Here is a 26,026-nt window from a genome sequence, read left to right on the forward strand (position 1 = left end):
TAAAGATTATCAAGCCAAGCTCAAGTGGCATGGCAAAATTATCTCATTGCTTTATAAAAAATTATAAAAAAACACTCTAAAGTTTGCACCTTAGAGTGTGATTCTTTTATTGTTTTTGGTGATTCACCAAAGCAAAATATTTTAGTGCGAATCCTTTATACCGATGGACGGTCATCAGAATGAATATCTAAAACTGTTTTTTCATGTCGTGTATGTGCAGCAGCATCTGCGGCTGCAGCTTGAGCGACTTGAATTTGTTCTTTACGGAGATGTTCAATGTCTTTACGTAATCGTTTAATTTCCCAATTGTTTTGGAATACACGAAATACTTGTACACCGATAAGTAAACCTAAAGTAATGCCCAAGCCTAAAGTGATCAGGAGTAGCAAACCTAAACGCATTGCTGGAACTTGAGTAAATAATAAATCTACTGAAAGTTCAGTACTGTTTTGCAATACCAACGCCAAGGAATAACCAAAAATAACCAGCAATAAAACGACCAAAACGTAACGCATAAACACCCCTAAAAAAATTTATTGACGGGCAGATTCATTTACAGCATCACGTAATGCTTTACCCGGTTTAAAATGTGGTACAGCTTTCGCTGCAACTTCTACCGATTTACCCGTTTTTGGATTACGACCCACACGAGGTTCACGGTGATGTAAGGCAAAGCTACCAAAACCACGAATTTCAATACGATTGTCTGCTGATAAAGCTGCAATCATTTGGTCAATCATAATTTTCACCGCTTCTTCCACTAGGGGTTCAGCTAAGTGTGGATTTTTGAGAGAGATTCGCTCTATTAAGTCAGACTTATTAAGTGCTTCTGTAGTCATCATCGACCTCTTTAATTATCAAGCTACTTTTAACTTAAAAAGATAATAACCTGTTTAAATACAAAAAGGTAGCGTAATAAGTGAATACTACGCTACCGTTTATAGTATTTGTGTAAAAAGTATTACTTAAATTACATTAATAATACAATTTACCCATACACCTTAGTGGTTCATTTGAGCTTTGATCAAATCACCGATCGTCTTAGGACCGTTGTCTTGAGCAGTTGTTGCAGTTTTTAAGTTAGCAACAGCTTCTTTCTCTTCAGCTTCGTCTTTCGCTTTGATAGACAAGTTGATAGAGCGAGATTTACGATCTACGTTGATGATTTTAGCTTCAACTTCTTGACCAACTTCAAGGAACTTAGTTGCATCTTCAACGCGGTCGCGGTTGATTTCAGATGCTTTAAGTGTCGCTTCAACTTCGTCAGCTAACTTAACAGTTGCACCACGAGCGTCAACAGCAGTTACAGTACCTTTAACAAGCGCACCGCGTTCGTTAGCAGCTAAGAAATCGTTGAATGGATCGCTGTTCATTTGCTTGATGCCAAGGCTGATACGGTTGCCTTCAGCGTCAACTGAAAGGATAACCGCTTCAACTGTGTCACCTTTCTTGTAACGACGAATTGCTTCTTCGCCTTGTTCGTTCCAAGAAATGTCAGACAAGTGAACTAGACCATCGATACCACCTGGTAAACCGATGAAGATACCGAAATCAGTGATTGATTTGATTGTACCTGATACTTTTTCGCCTTTGTCATGGTTTTTAGCAAACTCTTCCCATGGGTTAGCACGAGTTTGTTTGATACCAAGAGAAATACGACGACGTTCTTCGTCAACTTCAAGAACCATAACATCAACTTCGTCACCAATCTGAACTACTTTAGATGGGTGGATGTTTTTGTTTGTGTGGTCCATTTCAGAAACGTGTACTAAACCTTCAACGCCTTCAGCGATTTCTGCGAAACAGCCGTAGTCAGTTAAGTTAGTTACGCGTGCTTTAACGATAGAACCTTTAGGGTAACGGCTCATGATCGCTAACCATGGATCTTCGCCTAATTGTTTAAGGCCTAAAGATACGCGGTTACGTTCGCGGTCGAATTTAAGTACTTTAACAGTAACTTCTTGACCAACTTCAACAACTTCTGAAGGGTGCTTGATGCGTTTCCAAGCCATATCAGTGATGTGAAGAAGACCGTCGATACCGCCAAGGTCAACGAATGCGCCGTAGTCAGTAAGGTTTTTGATTGTACCAGTAACTGTTTGACCTTCTTCAAGCTGAGCAAGAAGCGCTTCACGGTCAGCTGAAGATTCAGCTTCCATAACAGCACGACGTGAAACAACAACGTTGTTACGTTTAGCGTCAAGTTTGATTACTTTGAATTCTAACTCTTTGCCTTCTAAGTGAGTTGTATCACGAATAGGACGAGTGTCAACTAAAGAACCTGGAAGGAACGCGCGAACTGGACCGATGTCAACAGTGAAACCGCCTTTAACTTTACCAGAGATAACACCAGTAACGATTTCGCCGTCTTCAAAGATTTTTTCAAGTTTAGTCCAAGTCTCAGCGCGTTTAGCTTTTTCGCGAGAAAGAACAGTTTGACCCATACCGTTGTCAAGTGCTTCAACAACTACGTCAACTGTGTCGCCAACAGCAACTTCAAGTTCACGTTGGTCGTTTAAGAATTCAGCGCGGTCAACGATGCCTTCAGATTTAAGGCCAGTGTCAACTGTTACCCAGTCAGAGTCGATGCTTACTACAACGCCTTGGATGACTGCACCCTTTTCAACGTTGAGGTTTAATTCGCTTTCTTCAAAGAGGGCTGCAAAAGATTCGGTCATGATATTTCCGATAAAGTCAGCGGTCTTGGATCAGACAAGGCCGGTTTAATAAAGCGTCTACATAGTCCGTATAAACTGATCAAGCTATGCTTCTGCTGTAACAAATAGGTTAATTGGCTAAACGCTGATCCACATAAGTGGTCATCAGTGCAAATACCTCATCAATGCTTAAATTAGAGCTATCGATAATGTATGCATCATCCGCAGGTTTGAGCGGAGCAGTCGTGCGCTCCATATCTCGTTTGTCACGGGCGATGATATTAGCTAAAATGTCGTTTATTTTAACATCCAGCCCCATCGCCTGCAACTGTTTTACACGGCGCACTGCACGAGATTCAGCCGATGCTGTCAAATAAATCTTGGCTTGTGCCTGTGGGAAAATCGTGGTTGCCATATCGCGTCCATCTGCAACCAAACCTGGGGCTTGGGCAAACGCATGTTGGCGGGTTAAAAGTGCTGCTCTAAGTTCAGGAATCGCCGCAACTTTTGAAGCAAATTCTCCCACACGTTCAGTACGAATCGTCTGAGACACATCTTCGCCATTTAACAGCACTTGAATACCTTGAGTTGTGGTTTTAAAGTCGATATTAAGTGAAGTTGCTATGTCAATACATTGTTGTAACTGTGTATCTAAAGCATCAATTAATTGCTTTTGCTGTAAAGCTAAACCCAACAGGCGATATAAAGCCCCAGAGTCTAACAAATGGAATTGATAATGGGCGGCAAGTTTGGCGGCCAGTGTACCTTTACCTGAGCCACTTGGACCATCAATAGTAATAATTTGAACGCTCATGGTTGTTCCATTTTGCCAATTAAATAAAGTAAAGACCAATGCAGATGCTAAAGCGGATAGATTGATCTAGGCTGAAGATTATAACGCTAAATTGAATCGGGAGACTGTTTTTGCTGACGTTTTAATTCACGTTTTTGTTCACGACGCATTTTAAAGAAATCACTCAGCTGTGCGGAGCATTGTTCAGCCAAGCAACCAGATTCCACCGAAAAAACATGATTATAATAACCCGTTTCAAATAAGTTACGTGCACTGATCAGTGAGCCAGCTTTAGGCTCTGTCGCCCCAAACACCACCCGCGCAACACGGGCATGAATGAGCGCCCCCACACACATGGTACACGGCTCTAATGTCACATACAGTACCGCATCTTCGGGTAAGCGATAATTTTGAATATTGTGGCAAGCCATACGAAGGGCCTGAATTTCAGCATGCGCGGTGGGATCATTGGCTGCAATCGGTGTGTTATAGCCTGAGCCAATAACTTGGTTTTGACTCACTAAAACCGCACCGACTGGAATTTCCCCTATACTTGCAGCATGGGCAGCCTGCTCGTAAGCCAGCTGCATCCAATCTTCATCACTTTTTATGACATCACACATAAATTAGGCAATAACAGCATATTGTTTGAGTAAATCATTCCAACTTTGAATATCTGTCAGTGGTGGATCATCACTTAAAATACCTTTGAGTGATAAATCACTGCCTTTTTTCCATTCTGGTGCTAAGTCTTTATCGACTAGGCGCGCGCGCACCCCTTCCACAAAGTCAGGATGACGAATCTTCCAAGCTGAGATTTGACGTTCAAGTTCAAAAACTTCTGTCCAAGAATGGTCTTGTTTACCCCATTGCCATAACAACCATGTTAATGCAGCGGTGGCTGGTGAGCCTTTTTGTAGGTTTTCGCTGGCTTGACGCAACCAATCGCTGCGCGCATCACTTAATCCAATAATAGATTCATAGTCATGCTCGAAGTTCACACCGCGACAGACGCTTTGAATGACATCTAAAGAATTTTGTAATGGTCCAGGTCCGACCGGACGATGCATACTATTTAACGTGTCATCAATGGCACGGAAGTCACCTGCTGGATAATGATCCCAGTCAATATTGACCATTTTATCTAAGACTTTATCACGATGCGCATCACAAATATGCGTTGCCCAGCCAATACCATAGGCACCTGCTGAAGTCATGATTGAACCCGTTAAACCAGTGAATAGACCAATCGCACCACGGTCTGCCAAGAAGCGTGTTGCTCCAACATCAGGATATAAACCAATATTAATTTCAGGCATTGCAAGACGTGAATACGGGGTCACCAAACGAAAAGGCGCCGCCATAAATAAGCCTAACCCACCACCCATGACATAGCCTTCGCCCCAAACCAAAACGGGTTTAGCATAGTTATGTAATAAAGCATCCAGTGCGTATTCTTGTTCAAAGAATTTATTGGCAACTTCAACTTCATCATTAATGACCAACTGACGTAGTTTACGCACGTCACCACCAGCGCAAAATGCTTTTGGCGTCGTAGAATCTAACCAAATGGCTTTAACGTTATTGTCATGATGTAAATCTTGAAATACAGCCAATAAAGCTGAAGCAATGCTTTCATCCAAAGCATGTAAGGATTTAGGACGATTTAAACGTACAATGCGCCAGCCATTTGCGGCCTGTTCTACAATTAAATCAGGATGATAATCTTTTGTTACGGGAGAATATGTCATGCGTCCAGCTGCCAATTGATCGGCTTAATGCCATGTCGTGTTAAATAATTATTTGTTTTTGAAAACGCTTTACATCCAAAAAAACCACCACGGTTGGCTGCTAATGGCGACGGATGTGCCGCTTTTAACACCAAATGTTTATCAGAATGAATGCGTTGTCCCTTACGCTGTGCATATGCGCCCCAAAGAATAAACACAATATGCTCGCGCTGCTGATTCAAGACATCAATCACATGGTCGGTAAAATCTTCCCAACCGCGTTTTTGATGAGATGTCGGCTGTCCTGCCTCGACGGTAAGTACTGCATTTAACAACAATACCCCTTGCTCAGCCCATTGAGTTAAATTGCCATGTTTAGGAATATCCACTCCTAAATCTGCATGTAACTCATGGAAAATATTACGCAAAGATGGCGGTATTGCAACCCCTCTTTGCACAGAAAAACTTAAACCATGCGCTTGATTTGGGCCATGATAAGGATCTTGTCCTAAAATCACCACTTTCACTTGATCCAGTGGTGTGCTATTTAATGCATTAAAAATCAGTGAACTAGGTGGATAAATAGTTTTTTCCGCCTGTTTTTCCTGCAATAAAAATTGTTTTAATTCATCCATTTTAGCACTGAGTAAAAAATCACTCAGTGCTGCTTTCCAGCTTTGATCTAACTGAACTTTGTCCAATTTTGCTTGTTGTTGCTCAGTCAAAGGCATGATGCTATCCATATATCGGCAGGAAAATTAAAGTTTAACTTGAAGTTCAACAGTTGGGTTGGCGAAGCGTTGCCCTGCTTTGAGTTTTTCATACATCTCAGGGTCATGCCATTCACTTTGAATTTGTTCAGAAAAAATAATATCTTCTAAACGTAATTCACCCATTTGTGCATTTTCAATATCTTCTAAAAAGCTTTGTGCATAACCAGTTTCGGTTTCATGCACAATCACCGAATACACTTCAACATCTCCTTCACCATTTTGGGTAATGGTTGACGCCAGTACTTGCTGGGCTAAATAGAAGAAAATACGGGAAAACTGTTCCGCTGATGGCGATACAGGTAAAGCCACCCAACGTGCGCTAAAGGTTTTGCAGGCTTGAATATACTCGGCATCATCATGTTGCCAAAAACAAATGGCATGATCGAAAGCATCATAGAGGTCTTTAATCACGCCTTTAAGTAAGCCAAAATCATACACCATTTGACCATGGTCGAGCTTCGAGGCTTTTAGCAATAATTCGACTTTATAGCTATGTCCATGAATTGAACGTTTGCAACGATCCGAGGTGCAATTACGGACAATATGGGCATTTTCGAACTTAAATAATTTACGAATTAACATATGTCGTAATGGGATCCAAAATTTGTGAATTTATTTAGATTATAAAGCAAAACCACCACACTGGGCATTTATTTTCCTGTTCGCCTGCATCGGGAAAGGCTATTAAAACGGCGCTAGACTACGCGATACAACGTGAATACGTTGCCCCTCACGTTGCAGTTGACTTTGCATATAACGTTTATAGCCGGAAAACTCAATTTCAACCAGACTTAAAAAGCTATTCGATTGCACAGCAAGTAAGCTGTTCATTTGCGTTTGTATCGCAGGATCAACTTGATCAAAAGGCGGCGTTTGCCAAAATTCATTTAAGTTTTGCCAATGTTGCAACTGACCACGACGCTGAGTTAAGAGGTTTTCTACTTCACTGAGTTTTAATGTGGGGTCAAGCGTACTGAGTAACCATGCAGAGGCAGTATTGATATTCACCTTCTGTTCGCGTGAATAGGCGGCAATATAGGGTTTAAGCAATTGGTAACTCTTGGCATCAAAGCCACGGATTTGTTTTAGCTCAGCAACATCTGTTAAAGCCTGATTGGGGGCTAGATACGCTTGCCCTAAACTTTGATAATACTGGCTTTCTGCACCCATGGTGCCGCTGACTTGGTCATCTTGATCTTGCCAATCGATGAGTGCTTCCACCAGTTCTGGCGACAAATTTGCCCGTTGTAAAATACGCATCAACCATGCTTGCGCAGCAGGATTGACCTGATCGCCATTGGCTTGCAGCAGGCTATTGAGATTAAATTTGGCATTTTGATCCTCTAAACGCCCCATAACCATCCCCCCTTCAACGGGAAATGGAGGCATCGGCTGCGCCCATGTCTCTTGTAAGTGATCCACTTGGCTGGCATTTTTATCATCGTCAATCAATAATTCAGAAAAAAACGCTTCGGCACTTTTGGCATACAGCAGGGCTTGATTTTGCTGCATCAAAATTTGCGTGCCCTGTGCCGTGTTTTCTTGTTGCTTTGCAATTGCTGCGGCCAAAATTGTTGCCAAGGCCACCATCATTAAAATGGTGATTAAAGCAATTCCACGCTGCTGTTGCATTAACTTGTTCCTTTGCTTGGCATAAGGCTAAATCGCCACAAATAGTCTGTACCTTGAACCTTTAAGCGCACTTCCATGCCGCGAGGCAACTCAGCATTTTGGTTGGGGCTTGGTGGCCATGTGTTGAGTGGCTCTGGATTAAGCACCAGCAGTTCAAAACTTTCAACTTGATCGAGTAGTTCACTAGAAATGGGTTGTAACTGACCATCTTGATGTAAATGCTGATACTTTAAACGATATAATTTTTTTTCTGTGGCATCAAAGCGATATTCAACGCGCTCTTGAGCGGCAATGCCCTGCTGTAGCGGATCCGTCACCCCCGTTTTACTAAAATTAAAGCGACCATTTTGCAACACCAGCGCAGGTTGAATTTCACCTTGTACATGGGCAGGAATAGGCACAATTTGAGTGCTGTCTTTTAAGATCTGTTGATAGCTAGCTTGTAATTGTTCTAACGCTGCCTCATGTGAGACATTACGTGTTTTTACTTTATTTAAATAATCAAAGACTTGCCAACCTAATGCCGAGAGCAGCGCAAAAATTGCAATGGCAAGTAACAACTCAACCAAAGTAAAACCATTACGAGTTGCCATTTTGCCCTTGCCTATAATTAAAAAAACTTAACTGACTAATTTGACCAGTGACTTTGCCTGCTTCTGGGTCATATAAACTGACCTTTACTTCTATGCGCTGTACATTGGGGCTTATGGTGCTTTGACTGCTTTTGTCAATTTGCCATGTTTCGCCTTGTTCCTGAATTTGATTAGACGCAGTGCCGCTTAACCACTCTCGTTGTATTTCCATGCGAGCAATTTCATTCATGGCGACAAATTGAGCTTTGCTACGTAAGATGGCATGACTGGTGGCTTGCGTATATTGCATGGCCACCTTGCTCAGCGCCATGGCAGCAATGGCAAAGATCGCTAATGCCACCATCACCTCAAGTAAGGTAAAGCCCCTAACTTTCATGCACTTTTCCTAAATAATCAATTTCGATTTCTTGACCTAAAGGCTGCTCTTCAAAATACAGTTGTATGCGTACTGGCTTAACTTCACCATTCCCAAGCCACATCAGTTGAGGTGCTTTTGCATCAAGTAATTCTAAATTACCCGCATTTTGGTAGGACTGCTCGATAGGCGTGACTTTAACCCGCACAGCATCAGGCAAAGTTTTGGCCTGAAAGACCTGCATAGGTTGCCATTTTGCCTTAAGCTCACTCGCTTCAGGTTGATATTGCAAGACTTGATACACAGTGCCCTGCTGCTGCACTTTAAAATCTAAAGCCAACACTTGGGCTTGCTCATTGGCCAGTCGATGGATGTGTTTTAAATCTAAGATCAGCACTTCACGTGCTTGCATGGCTTTACGGCGATCTAAGCCTGAAAAATTCATCACCACTAAAGACGCCACAATGCCCATCACTACAATCACCACCATGACTTCAATCAAGGTAAAACCACGTTCAGACATTAAGGCACCACACTTGCAACTTGCTGCGGTAAATGTAAGGCCTGCTCAATCGTGGCAATACGCAGGCTATCGCGTGAACCCAAATAACGTTGATAAAAACTTGAGTTTAAAATGGCTGCTGTACCGTGGGTAAGGGCCCAAATTGCAGACAAATAGTCACGTCCCGACATCCGACTGCTGACATCATGCAAATATTGCTCAGTCATCGGAATAATAATGCGTAAACGCTGACGACGGATTTTATACAATTCACTAAATAAATTTTGAATGCCTTGTCCAGTCATGGATAGACGTTCTTCAATGTGATGAAACAAGACCGTGCGTTCAGGATGGTGAAGATGATGCAGCATAAAATAACCCAGATGCTCAGGGAATTGCCGATGAGGCGTAAGAATCATGTCAAATAACATACGTTCATTACGAATAATCAGCAACATATATAATTCATCTTTACTTTGAAAATGCTTATATAAAGTGCCTTTGGCCAAATCTAGTTCTGCCGCCAACGCATCTAAGGTCATACCTGCTTCGCCATTTTCGAGCAATAATTGCTCGGCGACTTGAAAAATAAGCGCTTCACGTGCTCGAAATTGTGCCTGACGATCCATCTTCACCGCGATTCTCTCTTTCGTTAATTTTTATTTACTTTTGCGCGAGGAGATTATTGAAGTTCTGCATGGTAATTTCTGCCATCTCCTCTAGCGATTTATCATATACATCACTTAGAGCTTTGGCTACAAATGGTACATATTTGGGCTCATTTGTTTTACCACGATAAGGTACAGGTGCTAAATATGGACTGTCAGTTTCAATTAAAACACGATCCAATGGGACTTGTTTTGCTACGTCACGTAAATCTTGCGCATTTTTAAACGATACAATCCCTGAGAAAGACACATAGTAACCGCAATCTAGAACCGCTTTGGCTGTTTCCCAATCTTCGGTAAAGCAGTGCAAAATACCATGCGTGGATTTTTCGGCACGAATAATATCTACTGTGTCATGCTTTGCTGAACGGGTATGTACGACTACGGGTTTTTTCAGCGCTTGTGAGGCATGAATATGCCGCGCGAAACAGGCTTTTTGCTCTGCAATAAAGTCAGTGCTATGAAAATAATCTAAACCTGTTTCACCTAAAGCCCAAACTTTGTCGTTAGAGGCAAGTTCTATTAAATGCTCAGTGGTGGCACGCGCCATGACGCTTGGGTCTTCGCAGGGATGTACCCCAACGGTATAGCCGACATCAGGATGACGTGCGGCAATCGCTGCTAGGGCAATATGATCATCAAGATCTACTGAGATACTCATAAATTTAGATACGCCCGCAGCACGCGCTTGGGCCAATGCTGCATCTAAATCACCATGGTATGGTGTTAAATCTAACAGCGTTAAATGACAGTGAGTATCGACAAACACAATCTTATCCTATGTAATGATCAACAATTACATAGTGTAACTAGTCCTGCCTTCAGACTTAATACCTGCCAGCAGTTTTTCTGCCTCGGATTTGTAATAAAGTCCTTTTTCACCACTCAATTGAATGCCAAAGCCTGGCACGCTAATCCCGTTCTGGCGCTGTGAAATCCACACCACTTTACCCGTTAATGGGACTTTTTGTGGGTTATCTGGCAATGTGGCAATCACAAACACTTCTTCTCCCAATTTCACTGGGAGTTTAGAGGGAATAAATAAACCACCACCTGCCACAAATGGCATATAGCTGGCATAGAGTGTTTCTTTATCTGAAATGTTGGCTTGAATAATCCCGCCCATACGTGCGTGCATGATTTTCCCCTTTAAACATGCATGAGTTTGATACATAGCTGATCGACAAGTAACTGACTTTGCACATTTTGTTTAAGCAATAGTTTGGCTTGTTGTAAATCGCTATATAGTTGAAATAGATACTCTAAATGATAATGTTGTGCAAGTGCACTAAAATCCAAATCAATATTTTTAATGTTTTGACCCAATTTATAAGCGGTTAAATCTGCCAATAAATATTCAAACATCATTAAAAAGTCGGCAAACACTAAGGTTTTATTCCATTTGTTGGCCATTTGCAGCGGCATATTTTTTTGACTGACCAATTTTAGCCAGTCGTGTACAAATTCCGCGCGGCGCCCTAACCATTCATTGCCTGCCAATTCCAATGCTTGAATCGGCATTTGATTGGCCAAATTCATGAGTAAATCATATTGGCTTTGTCCGGCTTGGGGTAAATGCTGCTTCAAATAGTCTTGCGCTTGATCAGAATTAATCCGATCTAAAGCGAAATGTTGTAAACGACTACGAATTGTGGCGGGTAATTTTAAGTAATGCTGTGCCAACAGAATAATTAAAACCTGCTCACCAGGTTCTTCTAAAGTTTTAAGCAAAGCATTACTTGAGGCCTGATTTAACGCTTCAGCCGGCTGAATAACAATAACCCGCCAACCTTCGCCGGTTTGTTGTACAAATGGTAGTAGGTCGCGGATCTTTTCAATCTTAATTTGCGCGTTTTGCTTCTTATTTTCTTCATCAGTACTCACATAGACATAGTTGGGATGGGTGTTGGCAGCCAGCCATTGACAGCTACTGCATTGCCCACAGGCTGCTTGCGGTTGTCGCGCTTGGCATAACACCCAAGCGACAAATTGTTTGGCAAAAGCTTCTTTACCTGAACCTGTTTTACCATAAAACAATAAGCCGTGCCCAATATTGGGAAAACGGCTGGTTAAATTCTGCCAAAGTGCTTGTTGCCAAGGATACACCTGCGGCGCGACATCTTGCATATATGTCCCTTTATTCAAACGCAGCTATAGGCATGGCGTTTAAACGGTCTAAGTCTGCTTGCGTATCGACACCAGGCGGTAGGTTTGCCTCAGCAATGCTAATGGCAATACGATGCCCATTTTCGAGCACCCGTAATTGCTCTAACGATTCGAGCTGTTCTAAAACGCCCATATCCCAAGTTACATATTCTTGTAGTAATTGCACGCGATACGCATATAAACCTAAATGACGGTACGCAGCAGCGTGTAGTTTTTCAGACAGTTTTGACCCATCACGGTCATAAGGAATCGTGGCACGGCTAAAATATAATGCTTGATTAAATTTTGACATCACCACTTTAACGATGCTATCACGCTGAAATTCACCTAAGGCTTGAATCGGTTCGCATAAGGTTGACATCGAACAATCTGGTTTGGCTTCTAATAAATCAGCCACTTGCTGCACCAATTTAGCTGGCAATAAAGGTTCATCACCTTGTACATTGACAATAATATCTTGACTGTCCCAACCCTTAATACGCGCCACTTCGCTTAAGCGGTCAGTACCCGATGGATGATTAGGCGAGGTCATCACCACATCAATGCCTTCGGCCTGACAAATTTGCGCGATACGTGCATCATCGGTTGCCACGCAGACATCATCAAAGCCTTGTACTTTTTTAGCCTGATCGACGACACGTAAAATCATGGCGCGACCATGAATCTCAAGCAGCGGTTTACCAGGTAAACGTGAGCTGGCAAAGCGTGCAGGAATCACAATATGTTTCATGTCTTAACCTTTTGAAGAAACACCCAACAACTTGAGTTGTTGCATTAAGGTGGAGTAACAAACATCAGATAAAACTGCCTCAACAGGCACCACCCAAATATTATTTTTAAAATTGGGCTGTTGCTTAAGTAAAGGCAGCAGTTTGACCGCGTCTTTTTCGGTGGTAATAATCGGCTGATGATCGTCAAAGCTTAAATCTGACAATTCATAGTCGTAATGATCGGGAAATTCATGACATTGGAAATGTAAAATCCCCATCGACTCTAAGGTTTGGTAAAAACGCTGTGGAAAACCTATCCCGACCACCGCATAAAAATTTTGTTTCGGATCAAATAGCTCTGCTGTAGCAGCATGCAATAAATAGGGCTTTGCCGCGTGTAAATGCATATGCATTGGCCGTGTGGGCTGACTGCTATGTTCAATCACAGTGGCGGTGTCTAAACGTGTTTTAGGTTCGCGTAAGTAGCCCTCTGGCAAAATTTTCTCATTGCCCAGCCCTCGATTTTGATCCAACACAATCCATTCAATGTCACGCGCCAAAGCCAAGTGCTGTAAGCCATCATCACTAATAATTAAATCCAGTTCATAACGGCTTAATAACAGCTCAATACTTTCACGGCGATTAGGGCCGACCGCCATCGGTGCGTCTGTCGATTGCACAATTAAACATGGTTCATCACCCACATATTCAGGCGTTGAATCTAAGTCGACTAGCGCAGGAAATGGCCCACGGCCACCATAACCACGACTAATCACCCCAACACGGATGCCTTGGCTTTGTAAATAACTCACCAATTGAATCAGCAATGGCGTTTTACCACTACCACCCACGGTAATATTCCCAATCACCATCACTGGCACTGGCGCGCGATAAGCCGTTTTAATTCCTTTTTGATACAAGCTTTGATTAAGCAAAAATCCGCCACGGTACAGCCATGACAATGGTCGAAGAACAACAAGCCATTTTGCCTGTGTCTGCCAAGCCTGTTGGATGAACTGTGCCAATGCCATCGATCAATGCTCCTCAAAATTGCGTTGATGCAATTGATAATACGCGCCTTGCTTGGCCAGTAATGCTGCATGCGTACCTTGCTCAACAATACGCCCTTGATCCATCACCACAATAATATCAGCATTTTCAATGGTCGATAAACGATGCGCAATCACAATCGTGGTACGATCTTGCATCGCAGCATCAAAGGCCTGTTGAATAAAGTATTCTGATTCGTTATCTAAGGCACTGGTGGCTTCATCTAAAATCAAAATCGGTGCATTTTTTAAGATGGCACGGGCAATCGCAATACGTTGGCGTTGACCACCTGACAGATTAAGACCCTGTGCCCCAAGCACCGTGTCGTAGCCTTGTGGCAATTGCATAATAAAGTCATGTGCATAGGCGGCTTTGGCAGCGGCAATAATTTCATCATCAGTTGCACCTTCAAGCTGACCATAGGCAATATTTTCGCGCACCGTGCGGTTAAACAGCACCACTTGTTGATTGACCATTGCGATTTGAGTACGCAAACTATTCATTTCAATGTCTTGAATTGGATATTGATCAAATAAAATTTGCCCACTGCTGAGTTCTTGATAGCGCACCAATAAATTGACCAACGAGGTTTTACCCGCACCGCTGCGCCCCACCAATGCAACAGTTTGTCCCGCTTTGACCTCTAAATTAAAGTCATGAATCGCATGATGGCCATCACTATAAACTAAATTGACATTTTGTAAGCTTAACTGACCTTTTAAGACTGGGGTTTGCGTGCCTGTATTTTGCTCTTCGGGTAAATCTAATAATTCAAACACTGAATGCGCTGCTGCCATACCACGCTGTAATTTTTCATTGACATCGGTTAAGGCTTTGATTGGTTTTGCTAACATACCCGCGGCGGTAATATACGCCACAAATTCACCTGCCGTAGTTTCACGTAATATTTCTGGACGTAGCGCAATCCAAATAATAATACTCATCGCCAGTGACATAATAAACTGCACTACAGGGCTATTGAGCTGCTGCACCGCCACCATTTTTAAACCACGGCGTAAGTTTTCCAAAGAGCTGTCACGAAAACGTGCTTGCTCGTAAGTCTGACCACCAAAGCCTTTCACCACCAAATGCCCATTGACGGTTTCTTGTACCACATGATTGACATCACCCATGGTATTTTGCACTTGCTTAGACAACTTACGCATACGCTTTGAAGCTTGGCGAATAATCACCCCAATGAGTGGCCCAAAAATTAAAATACAGATGGTCAAACGCCAGTTACTGTAAATCAAATAGCCCATTAACCCTAAAGCAATCAAACCTTGTTGCAAAATGGTTTTTAAAGATTCGGTAGAGGCAGCCGTGAGCTGCTCCACGTTATACATGATTTTGGCAGTAATATGCCCACTGGTATTGTCTAAATAATATTGCGACGGTAAACGCAGCAATTTAGCAAACACTTCTTGGCGTACATTAAAAATCAGATTACGTGAAATCACCGCGGTAAAATAACCACCCATAAAGGTTCCTAAACCACGGAAAAACATGAGCAAGACCACCAAAATTGGAAATAAGGTGGTAAAACTTTGGTCTTTGCCTTGGATGGCCGTAATAATGTATTCCAGTAGTTTTGCAACAGACACTTCAGTTGCGGCGTTGATGGTAAAACCCAACACTACTAAGATCGCTATGCCCCAATACTGTTTTAAATAACCCAGCAAACGCATATAGATCTTTAAATCTTGATTCACTCATCACCTCGAGCAGGCACTTTGGTACTGATATTAATATTAACAAAACCCAGCTGACCGGCGACATCCATGACACGGATCACATCTTGATGGGAGGCTTTGGCATCTGCGGCAATAATCAACATCAAGTCACGGCGTTGATTGGCAATATGTTGTATGGCATGACTTAAATCTTGGCTATGCTGACTATTTAAGCTTTGACCATTTAAAGTGTATTGCCCTTTAGCATCGACCACCACTTCAATTTTATGTTCATACTGCTTGCTCGGCACGCCTTGGGCATCTGGCAACGTCAAATTCATACGACTATATTGATTAAAACTGGTCGAGAGCAGTAAAAAAATTAAGATAAACAACAAGCAATCAATCATCGGGGTGAGATTGATATGAATATCATCGGTCATTTGGCGACGCTGAAACTTCATCACTGACCTTTTTGATAAAAGTAAGCAGCATGAAACAGCGTGGCTTGTTGTTCAAGCACAGCTACATATTCTTGCACTAAACGTTGAAAATAACGATAGGCAAATAAGGCAGGCACGGCAATCAACATACCCACCGCAGTCGTAATTAAGGCTTTAGAAATCCCTGGAATCATTAACGTAGGATTACTATGGTTACTTAAATCTAAAATTAAAAAAGATTCAATAATCCCAAGTACCGTTCCCAACAAACCCAATAGCGGTGCAACTGCACTTAAGGTGCCTAGAAAATTAATATTTTTTTCTAGATAGCCAATTTCCTCTGAGGCCACCGCTTCCATTTGCGCCCGTGCATATTCAGGGCTTTGCAAACGGCTAAGCTCGCCTGCCATAAAAATCCGACCCAAAGTTGAATCTTTCAGCTGGGCATTTTGATGCAAGGCATCCATGACCACTTGCGGATTTTCATCACCGCGCAACAATAAGGCACTTGGGAGAATGGTTTGACGTTTTAAGCGAATTAAGCGTTCTAAGCTAATCGCCAACATAAAGATAGAACATAGCATTAACGGCAACATCAGCCAACCGCCTGCTTTTACCAACTCCCACATGCCTATAATTCCCTCTTAATCTGCTAAACAGATATCTAAAATGCCATCTAATTCATCTAAAGAATGATAATGGATGACCAATTTACCTTTGCCATGCTTGTTATAATCAATTTTGACATCGGCACTAAAGCGTTCTGATAAACGCTGGGTTAATTGCTGAATATCTGCTGCAAGCTCAGGTTTAACACGATCTTGTTTTGGGGTATTTAAATCGCGTACCAATTGTTCGGTTTGACGTACAGACAAACTTTTTTCAATGACTAATTCAGCAATCTTGACTTGCTCTTTCGGCTTAAGCGTCAAAATTGCGCGTGCATGACCCATATCCAATAAATCTTGCTGCATTAAATCTTTAACGGGTTCCGCTAAAGTCAGTAAACGCAATAAGTTACTGACAGTGGTACGCGCTTTACCGACCGTTTCGGCAATTTCTTGATGGCTTAAACCAAATTCATCATGAAAACGCTGTAGCGCCATCGCTTGGTCGATTGGATTTAAGTCTTGACGTTGGATGTTTTCAATTAAAGCTAAAGCAATGGCCACTTGATCGGGTAAATCGCGCACAATCGCAGGAATTTCAGTTAAACCTGCCAATTGCGCTGCACGCCAACGACGTTCACCAGCAATAATCTCATACGGGCGCTGCTCATCACCCTCTACAGGGCGTACCACAATCGGTTGCATGACGCCATGTTTTTCAATGGATGCTGCAAGCTCTTGCAAGTCTTGTTCATTAATAGAACGACGTGGCTGATATTCACCACGTTTGAGTAAATGCACGTTGAGCTGTTTGAGTTGACCGTGGTCTAAGCTTTGTGCTTCAAGTTGTAGTTTTTCTTTTTGAATCGAACCCAATAAGGCATCTAAACCACGACCTTTAGCTAGTCCGCGTTTTTTAATGGTCATGCTTTAGCTCCTGTTTTAATTTTTTTAATGACTTCAGCAGCAAAATTTAAGTATGCTACTGCACCTTTTGAACTCTTTTCAAAATAGATCACAGGTAAACCATGTGCAGGGGCTTCAGCTAAGCGCACATTACGTGGAATCACAGTATCATAGAGTTTTTTGCCAAAGTATTGTTGCAATTCTTCAGCAACGTCACGGGTCAAGGCATTACGTGCATCATACATAGTACGTAATACACCAATAATTTCTAGATTTGGATTTACCGCTTGTTGAATACGATCAATGGTTTGGGTGAGATCAGCCAAACCCTCTAAGGCATAATATTCACACTGCATCGGAATAATCACCCCTTCGACCGCAGCCAAGGCATTAATAGTAATTAAGCTTAAACTCGGTGCGCAGTCAATAATAATAAAATCATAACTGTGCTCTACTTGTTTTAAGGCTTCGCGCAAAATAAACTCACGTCCGTCTTGCTCAGCAATCGCCAGCTCAACGCCAGCTAAATCACGGTTAGACCCTAAAACTTTATAGCCCACTTCTGCTTTAGTAATCGCGGTTTCAATCGGCACCTCACCCAGTAGCACATCAGTGACAGAGTAAAGTAGATCGTTTTTTTGTACCCCAGAACCCATGGTGGCGTTGCCCTGAGAGTCCATATCAACCAATAACACGCGTTTTTTTAATACTGCAAGCGAGGCAGCCAAATTTACTGCGGTTGTGGTTTTACCTACGCCACCTTTTTGGTTCGCAATCGCAATAATGTGTGCCATGGTAAATCCTAATCCTTAGAAAAAATTAAAGTTGTTTCATTAAAATGAGATGACGTTGTTCATCAAGACGTGGCACTTTTAAGGCCACAATATCAATCTTAAACTGGGTTTTAAATGCTTCGACTTCTTCTTCAGGAATCAAGCCTTTCATTGATGCAATAATACTGTCTTGATGCATATACGGTTTTGATGCATTCACAAAGTCTGTTAATGACGCAAAAGCACGACTGGTAATTACATCAAATTGACCCAATTCGTTAATACTGTCGGTGTTTTCGACACGCGTTTGTACCGCAATGACGTTTTGTAATTTTAAGTCAGCAATAAATTGTTTTAAGAAACGAATTTTTTTGCCGTTGGCATCCAGTAATACACATTGGCGCTCAGGTTGACATAGCGCAATGATCATACCCGGCATACCGCCACCTGTACCAATGTCAAGCAAACGACCTTCAGGTAAGTCATTTAAAATACTCAAACTATCGAGTAGATGCTTCACTAGCATTTCTTTAGGTTCACGAATTGCCGTTAAGTTATAGGCTTTGTTCCAAAGCACCAGTGCATCTTGATATTTGAGCAGTAAATTTAAAGCCTCTTCGCTTAAGTTTAAGCCTAATGCTTGTGCGCCTTGTTGCAGGTCTTTAAAAAACGGATGCATAACGTTATCCCAAAAAAATTAGTGGCAGTATACCGATTTATCAATCAACTCACAGCTCAATACTGTTTAGCAAACACACAATTAAGCGTAGTGTCCGGCACGAATTTGCTGATCTAATTGCGTTAAACGTTCAGGCGTACCCACATCTACCCAATCCCCTTGTAGTTTTGATGCCGCAATCTTGCCGTCTAACATGGCCGCTTTAAGTAAAGGTGCCAAAGCGCGTTTACCTGCGTCTAAACCGCTAAACATTTTAGGGTGAATGACAGAAACACCGCTAAAGGTAAGATTCTCGCCACCTACACCTTGTTCAAAGGTATAAGCACGACCTGCACTTAAGGTAAAATCGCCATTTGGATGTTGGATTGGATTTTCCACCAAGACCAAATGCGCTAGATTTTCGTTTAACTGCACATCTAAAAGTGGCGCAAAGTCCATCGTGGTCCAAACATCACCATTGACTAAAATAAACGGCTCATCACCAAGTAATGGCAAAGCATTGATAATGCCACCTGCGGTTTCTAAACCCTCACCTTCGTGTGACCATAAAATGTTCACACCAAGCGCAGCACCATCGCCTAAAGCCTCTACCAATTTATCAGCCAACCATGCGGTATTAATTACGATCTGTGTAATGCCGATGTGTTTGAGCTTTTCGATGTGCCAAACAATTAAGGGCTTATCAGCAACGCTCAGCAAAGGCTTAGGCGTATGCAGCGTCAAAGGACGCATACGATTGCCTAAACCTGCTGCTAAAATCATGGCTTTCATTTAAGCAACTACCTCGTAAGTGCCATATTTTTCCGCAAATTTTGGCATGACCACATCATTGATAAACTGCATCAATGACTCAAGTTCAGGATACGGCTTACTTTCTTCTCGTAAATACCACATCACACGCGGTAAATCTTTTAAGTAACCCGATTTACCATCACGTTCAAATAAGCGCACAAAGATCCCTAAGATTTTAATATGACGTTGAATCGCCATCATATCGGCATCTTTTTTAAATTGGGCAAAATCACGATCTTGTTTTTGTGCTTCAGGTAACAAGTCATAGAACACTTTAAACCATGTATAGACACGCTCAGGATTCCATTGCACATAAGCATCACGGGTAATCGAAATTAAATCGTAAGTATCCGCACCAATCACGGCGTCTTGGAAGTCAATGACGCCTAAATCCGTTTCACCGGTAATTTGCATTAAATTACGGCTATGGAAATCACGATGCACAATCACTTGTGGCTGTGCCAACGCTGCATTGGCTAAAATCGCAAAGCTGCGTTTAATTAAGGCGCTTTGTTCTTGAGTTGGCTGAATATTGAGTGATGGCAACATCCAATCAGTGAGTAACTCCATCTCAGAAATCAGTTTTTCATAACTGTATTCAGGAAACTCATCTGTGCCATCAATGCTTTGTAATTGAACTAGTTGTTTAAAGCTTTGTGCATAGTATGCATCGACGGTGTCATCGTTTAATAAAGTCGAAAGCAGCACATCACCAAAATCTTCTAAGAGTAATAAGCCTTGTGTCAGGTCTTTGGCAATAATTTGCGGCACACGCACGCCATTTTCGGCAAAAAATTCGTCAATTTTAATAAATGGTGCACAATCTTCTTTCTCAGGCGGTGCATCCATCAACATAAATGTTTTATGATCAAAGCCAATTCGTGCGTAACGCCGAAAGCTCGCATCGCCTGCCAGAAAATTAATTTCAAATTGATCTGAACCGAGTACGGATTGAATCCATGTTTGTATCAATTGTTCACGTTGTGTATTCATTTGCGATAAATTCTAAAACAGGCTGAGTTTTTAAAGTGCTAAGTGTAGCTACTTATCAACTTTTTCTCTATGATGCAACCATAATTAATTGCGATTAAGCACTCTTGGTTAATGAGACAAATGAAGCATCAGTTTAAATTTAATCCTTTAGCGACTGCGATTTTTACCCTTTTATGTGGTAGCTCAATTTCCAGTTATGCTGATTCTATGGATGGGCCATCAGCGCTTGATAATCAACAACTAAAACAAAGTTTAAATGATACCTACCCAGGGCAGGCATTTTTTGAGCAGTATTATGTTGATAAATCCAGTCCAGAGGCACAGCAACGTCATGGTCAAGCCTTAACTGCTGCGTATTGCCAAGGTGCATGGGTGACTCCAATTGGGGCAGATGTCAAAGCCGTTGACCCAAACGATGCCACGTCAACCTTAACTGCAGACTATGGTCACTACAATCCAAGCGGTGATTCTGTTTTAGAAGGCAACGTGGTGATTAGCCAGCCAGGGCGTGAAATCCGTGCCGATAAAATTACCATTGACCAAACTCAAACCTTCGCCAGCGCCGAAGGTCGGGTGCAAATGTCGCAAGCCGGTTTACTGTCACAAAGTGACCAAATTAATTACAATTTAAAAACCCAACAAGGCGATTTAAATAATAGCTATTACATTGCAGAGCAGCAGCATGCTTATGGTTATGCCGAAAAAATAGCCAAGACCTCTGACAATGTGGTGGTGTTAAATAACGCCACCTACAGCACCTGTCCGCCGCAGCAAAAACCAACCTGGAAAATTCAGGCAGATGAAATTGAGCTGAATCGTGACACGGGTCGCGGTGAAACGCGTGGTACCAAGCTGTATATTAAAGACACCCCTGTTTTAGCGGTACCGTACTTTAACTTCCCAATTGATGATCGCCGTACCACGGGTTTACTCACGCCAAGTTTTGGTTATACCAGTGATGGTGGCCCTGAAATTTCGCTGCCGATTTACTTAAACCTTGCACCTAATTTTGATGCGACCGTGACACCACGCTACTTAGGCAGCCGTGGTGCGATGTTAGAAGGTGAATTCCGCTACTTAACCGAAAACTTTGGTCAAGGTGAACTCTTTGGTGGTTATTTACCATCTGATGATGACTATGCTGGTGAAGATCGTAAGCACTTACGTTTTAACCATGATTGGCAAATCAACGATCAATTAAATACCCGCCTAGATTACAACTATGCGTCGGATAAAGATGTCTTTACTGATTTAGACAACAACCCGAACTCAAAAACTGATCTGAATTTACGTCGCGCTTGGGAACTCAATTACCGTAATGGTGTACCTGGCTTAAAAGCGCAGCTCAAAGTTGAAGATTTCCAAACTCTAGATAAAAGCATTCCAGATGTCGACCGTCCTTATGCGCGTTTACCGCAGTTCTTACTCAACTATAAAGGCGGTGATCCACAAGGCTTACAATACGAATATAACAACGACACCGCTTACTTTAAAAAAGATGTAAATCTATTCAGTAGCAATAATCCTGACTCACTGCAACCAAGCGGTACACGTTTGTATAATGATTTTGCAGTGCGTTATAACTACCGTACCCCATGGTCATATATCTTGCCTGAAGTATCGGTACGTAACGTCAATACCTTCTTTGACCAAGATACCCGCGACGCGCAAAACCAAACCAACTCATCCAGCAAAAATAAGTCGGTGACTGTACCGCAGTTCAGTGTAGATGCAGGTTTAACCTTTGAAAAAGAAGGTCATTTCTTACAGACCTTAACGCCGCGCGTGTTCTATGCCTATGCACCTTATGAAGAACAACAAGGCTATCCAAACTTTGACTCGGTGAATGCATCGATTAGCTATGACCAATTGTTTAGTCCGCGTCGCTTCTATGGCAACGACCGTTTAGAAGACAATAACTTTGCATCGCTGGGTTTAAGCTACAGCTTATTTGATGATGTCGGTTTAGAGCGTTTAAAAGCCAGCGTTGGACAAAGCTTTTTCTTTGAAGATCGCCGCGTAACATTAAACAACCAAAGTGATGAATTTGACCGTGAAAGTCGTACAGGACCTGTATTGAGTTTGGCGAGTCAATTGTCAGAAAATGTGTTAGTGAGTGCCAATAGCGCATGGATGTCAAATGGCGATAACGCACAGCGCGATCTACAGATGTTCTACACCAATGACCTTGGTCAACTGTATAACGTCGGTTATTTCTATCGTCAGAACTTAGCCAACCGTCAAGACAGCTATGATCAAGTGGTGGCATCGTTTATCCAACCAATCTCTGAGCAATGGCGTATTTTAGGTCATGCCCAATATGACATTGACAACAATGTTGGCCGTGAATACTTACTCGGGATTAACTACGAATCGTGCTGTTGGGGTGTGTCGGTCTATGGTCGTTCTTATTATAACGATCTAGACGATGTCAATTCACCAGATAGCAAAGCCAAACGTGCCGTAATGGCAGAATTTAGCTTAAAAGGCTTAGGCGGTTTCAATAATAAACTTGTATCTTTAATGCAAAACCGTATTTTAGGTTTTGATAAAACTCAGCAATCTTGGACACAGCGTTAATGAAGACGAAACAGTTAAAACATTTAATGAAAGCAACTGCATTGGCTGTGCTGATGTCAACCAGCATCCCAACTTTTGCCCAAAGCAATAATGAAATTGTGGCTGTAGTGGATAATAGCGTGATTTTGGCCAGTGATGTCATGCAAGCCATGGCACAAATGCAACAACAATTTGCTGCGCAAAAACGTGAAGTACCACCACAGCCGTATTTCGCCCAAATGGCATTGGAACAACTTATTGATCGTCAAGCACAGCTTGAGCAAGTCAAACGCTACAACGTGCCTTTAGATGAAAAAACCTTAAATGAAGCAACTTTGGCCATTGCTAAACAAAATGGCTTTAAAGATTTAGAAAGTTTCCAAAAAAGCATTGATAGCAAACAAAAAGGTAGCTATGCCAATTTACGTGCCAATATTGCCGCTGATTTAAGCTTAGAACGCGTACGTCAACAACAAGTCAACTCACGTATCAAAATTAGTGATCAAGACGTGGCAAACTTCTTAAAAACTCCACAAGGGCAAGCAGCACTCGGCACACAAGCACATGTTTTACATATGCGTATCTCAGGTCAAAATGCACAAGCAGTGGCAGAACAAGTGAAAGCTGCCTTACAAAACAGCAATGATGTTAATGAGATTGCCAAACGCTTTAGCCAAAATGGTAGCGATGTGCAAGGTGCTGATATGGGGTTTCGTGCCTTATCCGACATTCCTGCCGAACTCTCGGCACGTATTGCCCCACTTGCGTCAGGTCAAGTTTCGGAGCTGATTCCATCCACTGATGGTATTCATGTCATGAAACTACTTGAGCGTAAGTCGACTGAGAAAAAAGTCATTGTGCCACAGTACCAAACCCGCCACATTTTGATTAAAACCTCAGAAGTGGTGAGTCCAGATATGGCTAAGCAAATGATTGACAATTTATATAGCCGCTTAAAAAATGGCGAAGACTTTGCCACTTTGGCCGCCACCTTCTCGAATGATCCGGGCTCAGCACGTGACGGTGGGCGCTTAGGCTGGGTGAATTTGGGCATGATGGTGCCAGAGTTTGAAAGTCAAATGAAAGCCGCTCAAGTCGGTCAGATTAGTCAACCGTTTGAAAGCCAATTTGGCTGGCATATCCTGCAAGTAACAGATACACGTCAGCATGATATGACCGAAGAATACCAACAACGTGTGGCACGCCAAATTCTGGCCGAACGTCAATTTAATACCGAACTCGACAATTGGCTACGTGAAGTGCGTAACAATGCTTATGTCGAAATTAAAGATCCACGTTTAGACAGCAAGAAAAACCCATCTTAAAATTAGCCACTGGCTGTGATCAGTACTTGCTCATAAAGCGCCATAAAAAAAGCCTCGCAAATGCGAGGCTTTCTTTTTATGCCTAATTAACGATTGTTATCGTCTTCTTGTGCATCGTCAAATTTTGCATCGTTGTCAAAGCCACCTTGACCACCGAAACCGCCTTGACCACCGAAGCCACCAGCACCTTGACCACCAAAACCACCTTGACCGCCAAAACCGCCACTCGGTTGACCGCCAAAGCCACCTTGACCGCCGAAGCCACCTTGACCACCGAAGCCACCTTGACCACCGAAGCCGCCTTGACCGCCGAAGCCACCTTGACCACCGAAGCCACCCGCAGCTTGACCGCCAAAGCCACCCGCAGCTTGGCCACCCGCAGGCGCACCCGCAGGACGTGGATTACGTGCAGGAACTACTGTAGAAATTGCATGTTTGTAAACCATTTGGCTTACTGTATTTTTTAATAGAACAACGTATTGGTCAAAAGATTCGATGTGACCTTGTAATTTAATACCATTCACAAGGAAAATAGACACTGGAATACGTTCTTTACGGAGAGAATTTAAGAACGGATCTTGTAAAGTTTGACCTTTAGACATGTTATAACTCCAAAAAATAATTTAAAAATCAGCGCAAAAAATCTATCTTTATTTTTCAATTAAAATTTATAAAAAAGATAGCTATTAAATTTTGCTTTATCTGTAACGGTTTCGCAAGTCTTCTTGCGCTTGCTTTATGGTTAAATATGTTTGAAATTGATGCGCTTCTTGCAAAGAACGTAACCAAGTATATTGACGTTTGGCCAGTTGTCGTGTTGCAAATAGGGCTTTATCCTGCATTTCCTGTAAACTTTCGCGACTTGTATCACCTTTTTGTAGAAAATCTAATACTTGACGGTAGCCAACACAGCGCATAGATGGCATTTCAGGACTTAAATCGTATTTTTCCATAAGTGAAACCACCTCATGCAAAAATCCGATCTCCCACATTATATCAAGGCGTTTTGCGATTCTTTGATGTAATTCTGCACGATCTGGCATTAAAGCAAAATTATGAAAGTTGTAGCGATATGGTAGGTTTTTTGGCTGTTCTGCTTGCAATTGGCTAATTGGCTTACCTGTTAACTGATAAACTTCGAGCGCGCGAATAATACGCTGTTTATCGCTCGGCTTAAACTTTTCACCCGCTTTAGGATCAACCGCACACAGCTCTGCATATACTGTATCCCAACCTTGTGTATCGCCTTTCGCTTCAATGGCACGGCGAATATCATAGTCAGCATTCGGTAAATGATCGGCCAGACCTTCAAGTAGAGCTTTAAAATACAGCATAGTGCCCCCCACCAAAATCGGGGTTTTACCACGCGCATGAATCTCATCAATTAAACAACTGGCGTCACTGACAAATTCGGCTGCGGAATACACTTCACATGGGCTAATAATATCTATTAAATGATGCGGATATTGAGCCTGCTCAGCTTGGGTGGGCTTGGCTGTGCCAATATCCATATCTTTAAATACTAAAGCAGAATCCACTGAAATCAGTTCAAAACCACCTTGTTCATACAGTTCACATGCCAAAGCGGTTTTACCACTTGCAGTAGGTCCCATTAAATTGATGACCGGCAGTTGTGTTGACATGAA

General features: G+C 42.3%; 30 protein-coding genes. 2 read left to right on the forward strand and 28 right to left on the reverse strand.

Annotated elements, in window-relative coordinates; all coding sequences use genetic code 11:
* Nucleotides 1–155 precede the first annotated feature (155 nt).
* From CYK47_RS00750 to CYK47_RS00875, 26 genes are all read right to left on the reverse strand, one after another.
* Nucleotides 156–515 (reverse strand): lipopolysaccharide assembly protein LapA domain-containing protein, encoded by a 360-nt coding sequence (locus CYK47_RS00750; RefSeq protein WP_122897949.1) that lies wholly within the window; start codon nt 513–515, stop codon nt 156–158.
* Between the two features lie 18 nt (nt 516–533).
* The gene (locus CYK47_RS00755; protein WP_122897951.1) at nt 534–839 is read right to left on the reverse strand and encodes an integration host factor subunit beta; all 306 of its coding nucleotides are present in this window, start codon (nt 837–839) and stop codon (nt 534–536) included.
* 162 nt (nt 840–1,001) lie between these two features.
* Nucleotides 1,002–2,678, reverse strand: a complete 1,677-nt coding sequence (gene rpsA, locus CYK47_RS00760) for a 30S ribosomal protein S1 (protein WP_122897953.1) — start codon at nt 2,676–2,678, stop codon at nt 1,002–1,004.
* A gap of 109 nt (nt 2,679–2,787) precedes the next feature.
* A complete protein-coding gene (gene cmk / locus CYK47_RS00765) occupies nt 2,788–3,471 on the reverse strand; it encodes a (d)CMP kinase (protein WP_122897955.1) in 684 nt (227 codons plus the stop codon).
* A gap of 86 nt (nt 3,472–3,557) precedes the next feature.
* Nucleotides 3,558–4,073 (reverse strand): tRNA adenosine(34) deaminase TadA, encoded by a 516-nt coding sequence (gene tadA, locus CYK47_RS00770; RefSeq protein WP_122897957.1) that lies wholly within the window; start codon nt 4,071–4,073, stop codon nt 3,558–3,560.
* Between the two features lie 3 nt (nt 4,074–4,076).
* On the reverse strand, nt 4,077–5,201 hold the full coding sequence (locus tag CYK47_RS00775) for an enoyl-CoA hydratase/isomerase family protein (RefSeq protein ID WP_122897959.1): 1,125 nt from the start codon (nt 5,199–5,201) through the stop codon (nt 4,077–4,079).
* On the reverse strand, nt 5,198–5,911 hold the full coding sequence (gene ung, locus CYK47_RS00780; RefSeq protein ID WP_122897961.1) for a uracil-DNA glycosylase: 714 nt from the start codon (nt 5,909–5,911) through the stop codon (nt 5,198–5,200). Before ung ends, CYK47_RS00775 begins: the two co-directional genes overlap by 4 nt.
* A gap of 27 nt (nt 5,912–5,938) precedes the next feature.
* The gene (locus CYK47_RS00785) at nt 5,939–6,535 is read right to left on the reverse strand and encodes a 6-pyruvoyl trahydropterin synthase family protein (RefSeq protein WP_122897963.1); all 597 of its coding nucleotides are present in this window, start codon (nt 6,533–6,535) and stop codon (nt 5,939–5,941) included.
* Nucleotides 6,536–6,637: 102 nt separating this feature from the next.
* Entirely contained in the window at nt 6,638–7,585 is a 948-nt protein-coding gene (gspK, locus tag CYK47_RS00790; RefSeq protein ID WP_122897965.1) for a type II secretion system minor pseudopilin GspK, read from the reverse strand.
* Nucleotides 7,585–8,178: a type II secretion system minor pseudopilin GspJ gene (gspJ, locus tag CYK47_RS00795; protein ID WP_122897967.1), complete on the reverse strand. Its 594-nt coding sequence runs from the start codon at nt 8,176–8,178 to the stop codon at nt 7,585–7,587. Before gspJ ends, gspK begins: the two co-directional genes overlap by 1 nt.
* The gene (gspI, locus tag CYK47_RS00800) at nt 8,165–8,554 is read right to left on the reverse strand and encodes a type II secretion system minor pseudopilin GspI (RefSeq protein ID WP_122897969.1); all 390 of its coding nucleotides are present in this window, start codon (nt 8,552–8,554) and stop codon (nt 8,165–8,167) included. Before gspI ends, gspJ begins: the two co-directional genes overlap by 14 nt.
* Nucleotides 8,544–9,056: a prepilin-type N-terminal cleavage/methylation domain-containing protein gene (locus CYK47_RS00805; RefSeq protein ID WP_122897971.1), complete on the reverse strand. Its 513-nt coding sequence runs from the start codon at nt 9,054–9,056 to the stop codon at nt 8,544–8,546. The genes gspI and CYK47_RS00805 overlap by 11 nt, the downstream gene beginning before the upstream one ends.
* Nucleotides 9,056–9,664, reverse strand: a complete 609-nt coding sequence (locus CYK47_RS00810; protein ID WP_122897973.1) for a TetR/AcrR family transcriptional regulator — start codon at nt 9,662–9,664, stop codon at nt 9,056–9,058. The genes CYK47_RS00805 and CYK47_RS00810 overlap by 1 nt, the downstream gene beginning before the upstream one ends.
* Nucleotides 9,665–9,698: 34 nt before the next feature.
* Nucleotides 9,699–10,472 carry a TatD family hydrolase gene (locus tag CYK47_RS00815; protein WP_122897975.1) on the reverse strand — a complete coding sequence of 258 codons (774 nt, stop codon included), beginning with the start codon at nt 10,470–10,472 and terminating at the stop codon, nt 9,699–9,701.
* A gap of 27 nt (nt 10,473–10,499) precedes the next feature.
* Complete coding sequence (locus CYK47_RS00820; RefSeq protein ID WP_122897977.1) at nt 10,500–10,841, reverse strand: PilZ domain-containing protein; 342 nt, start codon at nt 10,839–10,841, stop codon at nt 10,500–10,502.
* A gap of 11 nt (nt 10,842–10,852) precedes the next feature.
* Nucleotides 10,853–11,830 carry a DNA polymerase III delta subunit-related protein gene (locus tag CYK47_RS00825; RefSeq protein WP_122897979.1) on the reverse strand — a complete coding sequence of 326 codons (978 nt, stop codon included), beginning with the start codon at nt 11,828–11,830 and terminating at the stop codon, nt 10,853–10,855.
* A 10-nt stretch (nt 11,831–11,840) separates the two neighbouring features.
* On the reverse strand, nt 11,841–12,599 hold the full coding sequence (gene kdsB / locus CYK47_RS00830; protein WP_122897980.1) for a 3-deoxy-manno-octulosonate cytidylyltransferase: 759 nt from the start codon (nt 12,597–12,599) through the stop codon (nt 11,841–11,843).
* Nucleotides 12,600–12,602: 3 nt separating this feature from the next.
* Entirely contained in the window at nt 12,603–13,610 is a 1,008-nt protein-coding gene (gene lpxK, locus CYK47_RS00835; protein ID WP_122897982.1) for a tetraacyldisaccharide 4'-kinase, read from the reverse strand.
* A 3-nt stretch (nt 13,611–13,613) separates the two neighbouring features.
* Nucleotides 13,614–15,341, reverse strand: coding sequence for a lipid A export permease/ATP-binding protein MsbA (gene msbA, locus CYK47_RS00840; RefSeq protein ID WP_122897984.1), 1,728 nt, complete (start codon nt 15,339–15,341; stop codon nt 13,614–13,616).
* Nucleotides 15,338–15,766, reverse strand: a complete 429-nt coding sequence (locus CYK47_RS00845; RefSeq protein ID WP_122897986.1) for an ExbD/TolR family protein — start codon at nt 15,764–15,766, stop codon at nt 15,338–15,340. The genes msbA and CYK47_RS00845 overlap by 4 nt, the downstream gene beginning before the upstream one ends.
* The gene (locus CYK47_RS00850) at nt 15,766–16,374 is read right to left on the reverse strand and encodes a MotA/TolQ/ExbB proton channel family protein (protein ID WP_122897988.1); all 609 of its coding nucleotides are present in this window, start codon (nt 16,372–16,374) and stop codon (nt 15,766–15,768) included. Before CYK47_RS00850 ends, CYK47_RS00845 begins: the two co-directional genes overlap by 1 nt.
* Before the next feature lie 15 nt (nt 16,375–16,389).
* Nucleotides 16,390–17,280, reverse strand: coding sequence for a ParB/RepB/Spo0J family partition protein (locus CYK47_RS00855; protein ID WP_122897990.1), 891 nt, complete (start codon nt 17,278–17,280; stop codon nt 16,390–16,392).
* The gene (locus CYK47_RS00860; RefSeq protein ID WP_122897991.1) at nt 17,277–18,053 is read right to left on the reverse strand and encodes a ParA family protein; all 777 of its coding nucleotides are present in this window, start codon (nt 18,051–18,053) and stop codon (nt 17,277–17,279) included. Before CYK47_RS00860 ends, CYK47_RS00855 begins: the two co-directional genes overlap by 4 nt.
* Before the next feature lie 25 nt (nt 18,054–18,078).
* Nucleotides 18,079–18,711, reverse strand: coding sequence for a 16S rRNA (guanine(527)-N(7))-methyltransferase RsmG (rsmG, locus tag CYK47_RS00865; RefSeq protein WP_122897993.1), 633 nt, complete (start codon nt 18,709–18,711; stop codon nt 18,079–18,081).
* Between the two features lie 81 nt (nt 18,712–18,792).
* Nucleotides 18,793–19,482, reverse strand: a complete 690-nt coding sequence (gene murU / locus CYK47_RS00870; RefSeq protein WP_122897995.1) for an N-acetylmuramate alpha-1-phosphate uridylyltransferase MurU — start codon at nt 19,480–19,482, stop codon at nt 18,793–18,795.
* A complete protein-coding gene (locus tag CYK47_RS00875) occupies nt 19,483–20,496 on the reverse strand; it encodes an aminoglycoside phosphotransferase family protein (protein WP_122897997.1) in 1,014 nt (337 codons plus the stop codon). It lies immediately after the preceding gene.
* 120 nt (nt 20,497–20,616) lie between these two features.
* Here CYK47_RS00875 and CYK47_RS00880 point away from each other — a divergent pair, with 120 nt between their 5' ends.
* Nucleotides 20,617–23,076 (forward strand): LPS-assembly protein LptD, encoded by a 2,460-nt coding sequence (locus CYK47_RS00880; RefSeq protein WP_122898140.1) that lies wholly within the window; start codon nt 20,617–20,619, stop codon nt 23,074–23,076.
* Nucleotides 23,076–24,380 carry a peptidylprolyl isomerase gene (locus CYK47_RS00885; RefSeq protein ID WP_122897999.1) on the forward strand — a complete coding sequence of 435 codons (1,305 nt, stop codon included), beginning with the start codon at nt 23,076–23,078 and terminating at the stop codon, nt 24,378–24,380. The genes CYK47_RS00880 and CYK47_RS00885 overlap by 1 nt, the downstream gene beginning before the upstream one ends.
* A gap of 86 nt (nt 24,381–24,466) precedes the next feature.
* On the opposite strand, the gene hfq is transcribed toward CYK47_RS00885, so the two are convergent.
* Nucleotides 24,467–24,982: an RNA chaperone Hfq gene (gene hfq / locus CYK47_RS00890; RefSeq protein ID WP_122898001.1), complete on the reverse strand. Its 516-nt coding sequence runs from the start codon at nt 24,980–24,982 to the stop codon at nt 24,467–24,469.
* 96 nt (nt 24,983–25,078) lie between these two features.
* The gene (gene miaA, locus CYK47_RS00895; protein WP_122898003.1) at nt 25,079–26,023 is read right to left on the reverse strand and encodes a tRNA (adenosine(37)-N6)-dimethylallyltransferase MiaA; all 945 of its coding nucleotides are present in this window, start codon (nt 26,021–26,023) and stop codon (nt 25,079–25,081) included.
* Nucleotides 26,024–26,026: the final 3 nt, after the last annotated feature.

This window comes from Acinetobacter sp. B51(2017), assembly GCF_003711395.1.
GTDB lineage: Bacteria > Pseudomonadota > Gammaproteobacteria > Pseudomonadales > Moraxellaceae > Acinetobacter.